This is a genomic window from Alcanivorax sp. HI0044 (assembly GCF_001634945.1).
Genome location: NZ_LWEZ01001175.1, coordinates 1 through 4,678, shown reverse-complemented (window position 1 = coordinate 4,678; position 4,678 = coordinate 1). Strand labels below are relative to the sequence as shown.

Annotated in this window: 6 protein-coding genes; 2 read left to right on the top strand and 4 right to left on the bottom strand. The window is 58.3% G+C overall.

Going from position 1 to position 4,678, the window contains the following annotated elements; all coding sequences use genetic code 11:
- Positions 1 to 230: DUF2505 domain-containing protein (locus A3730_RS15590; RefSeq protein WP_156501222.1), on the top strand; the 230-nt coding region annotated here is incomplete at its 5' end.
- A gap of 41 nt (positions 231 to 271) precedes the next feature.
- On the opposite strand, the gene A3730_RS15585 is transcribed toward A3730_RS15590, so the two are convergent.
- Positions 272 to 1,084: an SDR family NAD(P)-dependent oxidoreductase gene (locus tag A3730_RS15585; protein ID WP_063538398.1), complete on the bottom strand. Its 813-nt coding sequence runs from the start codon at positions 1,082 to 1,084 to the stop codon at positions 272 to 274.
- A 59-nt stretch (positions 1,085 to 1,143) separates the two neighbouring features.
- Between A3730_RS15585 and A3730_RS15580 the strand changes: the two genes are divergently transcribed.
- Positions 1,144 to 1,407 carry a hypothetical protein gene (locus A3730_RS15580; protein ID WP_231883971.1) on the top strand — a complete coding sequence of 88 codons (264 nt, stop codon included), beginning with the start codon at positions 1,144 to 1,146 and terminating at the stop codon, positions 1,405 to 1,407.
- Here A3730_RS15580 and A3730_RS15575 read toward each other — a convergent pair.
- From A3730_RS15575 to A3730_RS15565, 3 genes are all read right to left on the bottom strand, one after another.
- Positions 1,404 to 2,738, bottom strand: coding sequence for a dicarboxylate/amino acid:cation symporter (locus tag A3730_RS15575; protein ID WP_063518821.1), 1,335 nt, complete (start codon positions 2,736 to 2,738; stop codon positions 1,404 to 1,406). The genes A3730_RS15580 and A3730_RS15575 overlap by 4 nt on opposite strands.
- A gap of 95 nt (positions 2,739 to 2,833) precedes the next feature.
- The gene (locus A3730_RS15570; RefSeq protein WP_063518817.1) at positions 2,834 to 3,466 is read right to left on the bottom strand and encodes a hypothetical protein; all 633 of its coding nucleotides are present in this window, start codon (positions 3,464 to 3,466) and stop codon (positions 2,834 to 2,836) included.
- A partial coding sequence (locus A3730_RS15565; protein ID WP_063538396.1) for an ammonium transporter occupies positions 3,463 to 4,678 on the bottom strand: 1,216 nt, incomplete at its 5' end. The genes A3730_RS15565 and A3730_RS15570, both read right to left, overlap by 4 nt.

Below are 4,678 nucleotides of genomic sequence, written 5' to 3'. Positions count from 1 at the left end.
GCTACCAGGCCGAGTACCGGTTTGAATTGGGTAATGTGCCCATGAAAATCAGTGGTGTAATGATCCTCACCGGGGATGACAACGAAGCGGTTCAGCACACCGAGGTGGAAATAAGCAGCTCGGTACCATTGGTGGGGAAAAAACTGGTCTCGCTTGTCGCACCGAAAATTGACGATGCGCTGGCGGGGGATTACCGGCACACGCTGCGCTACGTGGAAAACTTCGCCTGAGCCTGGTTGGGTTGCGGGCCTCTCGTTTGTGGAGCGCCGTTTTACGGTTCCCTGCGGCGATAGCGCTGTCCGCGTTGCTGCATTTTGCGGTCCCAGTGTTTTCTGAACCAACGTTTTAAGCGCCATTGCGCCCGGGTCGGCGCTGAGGGCAGATGCAGGGTTGTGCCCGCGGGCTTGTCCAGCATGGCAATGATATCGGCACTCAGAGAGAGGGCAGTATCCAGGCTGTCACGGGTCTTGCGTTCAAAGCGGGCCTGGCTGAGTGGGTCCGTGGCATCCAGCTGTTGAGACAACTCCCGGTAGAGAGGCAGTGCAATAAGGGCGGCGCTGACCGGGCTGTTGGCGAGTTCGCTGTTCAGGCTTTCGGTTAGGGCGACAATGCCCGCGTAGGTGCTGCTGCTTGCTGATGTCAGTGGCCCGGCCAGTAAACCGCAATCGGGCACCACATTAATAATTTTTCCGTTCCCTTGTTTCTTCATGGCCGTCAGAGCACGTTGGCAGCTGTGTACCACGTGCATCATTTGCAGGTTGGCCAGGCCTTGCCATTGTGGCCCCTGGGTGGCTTCAAAAGGCCCCACCAGCAGCTTTCCGGGCAAATTGATAACCACATCCAGCTGCTGCCAGCGGCGCAGAACCCGATTTATACCCCGTTGAATATCCTGTGAATCGCCCGCGGTTGTTTCAATGAAAAGCGCTTCATGGCCCGCTTCATGCAGGCTGCGGCACAAGGCATTGCCGGTGCGAGTGTCGTCACTGGCGATGGCAATACGATAGTGCCCAGCGGCAGTGTGGGCCAGGGCCTGGCCGAGAGGGCTGCAGCCGCGAGTGATAAGGAGGGTGGGCGATTGTTTCAACGTGTCTCCATGTGCAAGAAGCAGAACAAAAAATAATGTTGTGAACAGGTGTTGACTTGGTGAATTATAAAGTTAACATGTGTTCACATAAAGCATTTAAGGGAGCAATTGTTATGACTTTATTCTTTCGTTTGTTTAAAGACACCCTGGCCTTGATGATTGCGATTGCCGTGACGGTTTTGATCGTGGCGGGGCTTGGAAACAACGGTGAAAACCTGTTTTCCGTAATGCTGGCGTTTGCCTGCATGGTGCCTGTTATTGCCAGTGCTGCAGTTGCCATCAAGCGCGACTGGGATAATGGTGGGTTTGCGCACGCATTCTAAGGCTGTTCACTGGCGGTTGCATCTCGGCCCGCTTGCCCGCCTGTTGTCGTTACCGATTCCATCTCGGAGACCGGTAGCGACAATACCTGTTCTTCTCCCTCACTGCGTGCCAGCACCACGGTGACCACGCTGTCGCCCCAGACGTTGACCGCAGTGCGGCACATGTCCAGCACGCGATCGGTGACCAGAATCAGCCCAATGGCTTCTGCCGGCAGGCCGATGGCGCCAAGAATCACCGTAATCGCTACCAGTGATGCAGCGGGAATGCTGGCCACGCCGATGGAGGTGAGCAGTGCGGTGATCACAATCATGAACTGGGTGGTCAACGACAAGTCCATGCCGTAGGCCTGGGCAATGAACATGGCCGCCACGCACTCGTACAATGCGGTTCCGTCCATGTTGACGGTGGCACCCAATGGCAGCACGAAGCTGCTGGTGCGAGTCGATACACCGGAGCGTTTTTGTACACATTCCATGGTCAGAGGCAGCGTGGCGGCTGAACTGGCGGAGGAAAACGCGGTGAGCAGCGCTGGCGTCATGGCCTGAATATGGCGAAGTGGCGAGCGCTTGGTCGCCAGCGCAATCAGGATCGGCATGAAAACAAAAGCATGCAGGCCCAGTGCTACCAGTACGGTGAGGAAGAACCAGGCAAGCGGCTCAATGGCATCCATACCGGTGCGGGTTACCGTGGCGGCTATTAGCGCAAATACGCCCAGGGGCGTGAAACGAATGACCAGCATGGTGATTTTCATCACCACTTGGTAAATGCCATCGATAATGTTGCGCAGGCTCTGGCCGGAGGGGTTGCGTTCGGTTCGCAGAAAAAAACCGAACAGCAGCGAAAAGACGATCAGACCAAGCATTTGGCCATTGGCGGCGGCCGCTATCAGGTTAGGCGGCAGCATCTGGCGGAGAATATCAGTGAAATCGCCGGCCCCACGGCCTTCAATTTTGGCCAGCGCATCCTCGGTTTCTGTGGCCAGACCGAGTAATTCACGTGCGGGCTGATCGTTGATAATGCCAGGGCTGAACAGATTGACCACGATGAGGCCGATCAGCACGGCTACCAGAGTGGTAGTCATGTACAGGGCCACGGTTTTCAGGCCCATTCGGCCCAGATTCTGCCCATCACCGACGCCCACCATGCCGTTGATAATGGCTGTCACAATCAACGGAATGACGACCATTTTAAGGGCATTGATAAACAGGGTTCCCACCAGATCGTAGCCGCTGAGCACAGGCAGCCCGAGTAGCGTACTGGATTCGGCGGTGAAACTGCCTGCCAGTGCGCCGGCCAGCATGGCAATGAATATCTGGTGGTGTAATTTCACTGTCTCCCCCTGGTGGCCATCAATGGCCACCCCTGCCTTTGCTTATTCGATCCCTGAGAGTACCTGATCCTGTCTCGGTGCACAGTGGGGCAGTGCTACATCAAGGTTTGCAGGGCCTCCTTGTCATCCAGTCGGTTCAGCGTTGCCTGGTACGCCGCCTTGAGTTGTCGATCCGCCTCGACAGGGCCCAGCCGTTCGCATAGCAGGACATAGGTGCGGTTCAGTTGGTCTCGCAAGCTGGTCAAGGGTAGGGGGCTCAGTGATTGGTCCGGTGATTGTAGCCAGTATTCCATGGTCAGGCGGGTTTCGGGGCTAACGCTGGCCTGGCGCAGTTGTGCACCCAAATCCAGCTGTATCTGGCTGGCTGCCCGTTTGCCAAGTCCCTGCCACAGGGCCTGGAGCAGGCACTGAAACGCATGGGTGCACGGGTGCGCTTCGGTGTGGTTGTGGTTGCTGTTGGCCAATGGATCGGCGGCCAGTTCGCTGTCGGAAAGCGTCATCGCTTGCACCAGGCTCATGTGAATATGGTGGCGCCGTTCGCCCAAGTCGAACAGGCGACACAGATCGCTGACAAAGCCCTGCAGGGAAAAGCTGGGTCGCTCCGCGTAATGCTGCTGCCAGTGGCTGACCGCCTCCAGCAGGACCGGCTCATTCATGTAGGGCGTAAGGCCGGTGACGATAGCGCGCCGTCGACGCTGGACGCTTTGGTTGATGGGTGCGGAGCTCATGGGTGTTGCTCCTGACCGTGGGCTCTGTCCGGATTATAGGTTTCGCTGCTATAGAGCGTGTTCTGGGGAAATTCCGGGTAGCCGGTTTCGGCGTGCTCGCTGAGATCCAGTCCCCGTTGTTCATGCAGCGCCGGCGCCCGCAAGCCGGCAAGAATAGATACCAGCATGTACATGATTAGCGCGGTGAAGAATGCCCAGCCGAATGCCACGATCACGCCCAGCAGCTGCACCATCACACGTTGGCCATTGAACAGGTCGCCGTCATAGAAGAGGCCGGCAGCCAGGGTGCCCCAGGCGCCGGCGAAGGCATGTACAGGGACTGCACCGACCACGTCATCCAGGCGAAACGCGAGTAGGATTCGGGCACCGAAGGCCGCCAGCGCGCCAGCTACCAGGCCGGTGATGATGGCGAAGCCCGGTGTCATGACTGCGCAGCCGGCGGTCACCGCCACCAGCCCCGCCAAGCTGCCATTCACGGTTTCTGTCAGTAATACCGGGCGGCGACTTGCCATCCGGTAGATAACGCTGCCCACGGCACCGGCCGCGGCGGCCAGCTGGGTATTCAGGTTCACCTTGGCGATATCCACGCTGGCAGAGAGGGTCGAGCCCCCGTTGAAGCCAAACCAGCCGAACCAGAGTATGAAACCGCCCAATGCCACATAGGAAAGGTTATGGCCGGGAATGGTGCGTGGCTTGCCTTGGTTGTCGAAACGCCCAAGTCGCGGGCCTACCACCAGAATACCGGCCAGTGCACACCAGCCGCCGATACTGTGGACCACCGTGGAACCGGCGAAATCAATAAAGCCCATCTGGGCGAGCCAGCCATTGCTGTTCCAGGCCCAGTTGCCGAACAGCGGATAAATAAGGCCGGTGATCACCACCGCGCCACACAAATAGCCCACGTAGCGGGTGCGCTCTGCCATGGCTCCTGAGGCGATGGTGGCGGCGGTAGCCGCGAACATGATCTGGAAAAGGAGCATGGCCCAGGTACTGCCATCGGCCTGGTTGAGCATGAATTGGTCCTGCCCGAACCAGCCATTGGTGCTGGTGCCGAACATCAGCCCGAAACCCACGGCCCAGAACACCAGTGTGCCGACACACAGGTCCATGTAGTTCTTCATGACCACGTTCAGTGAGTTCTTCGCCCGGCTCAGGCCGCTCTCAAGCAGTGCAAAACCCGCTTGCATGAAGAACACCAGCGCCGCAGCGATA

Coding starts and splice junctions, on each gene's coding strand:
- A3730_RS15570 (WP_063518817.1), bottom strand. CDS start 3,466: ATGAGCTCCGCACCCATCAACCAAAGCGTCCAGCGTCGACGGCGCGCT.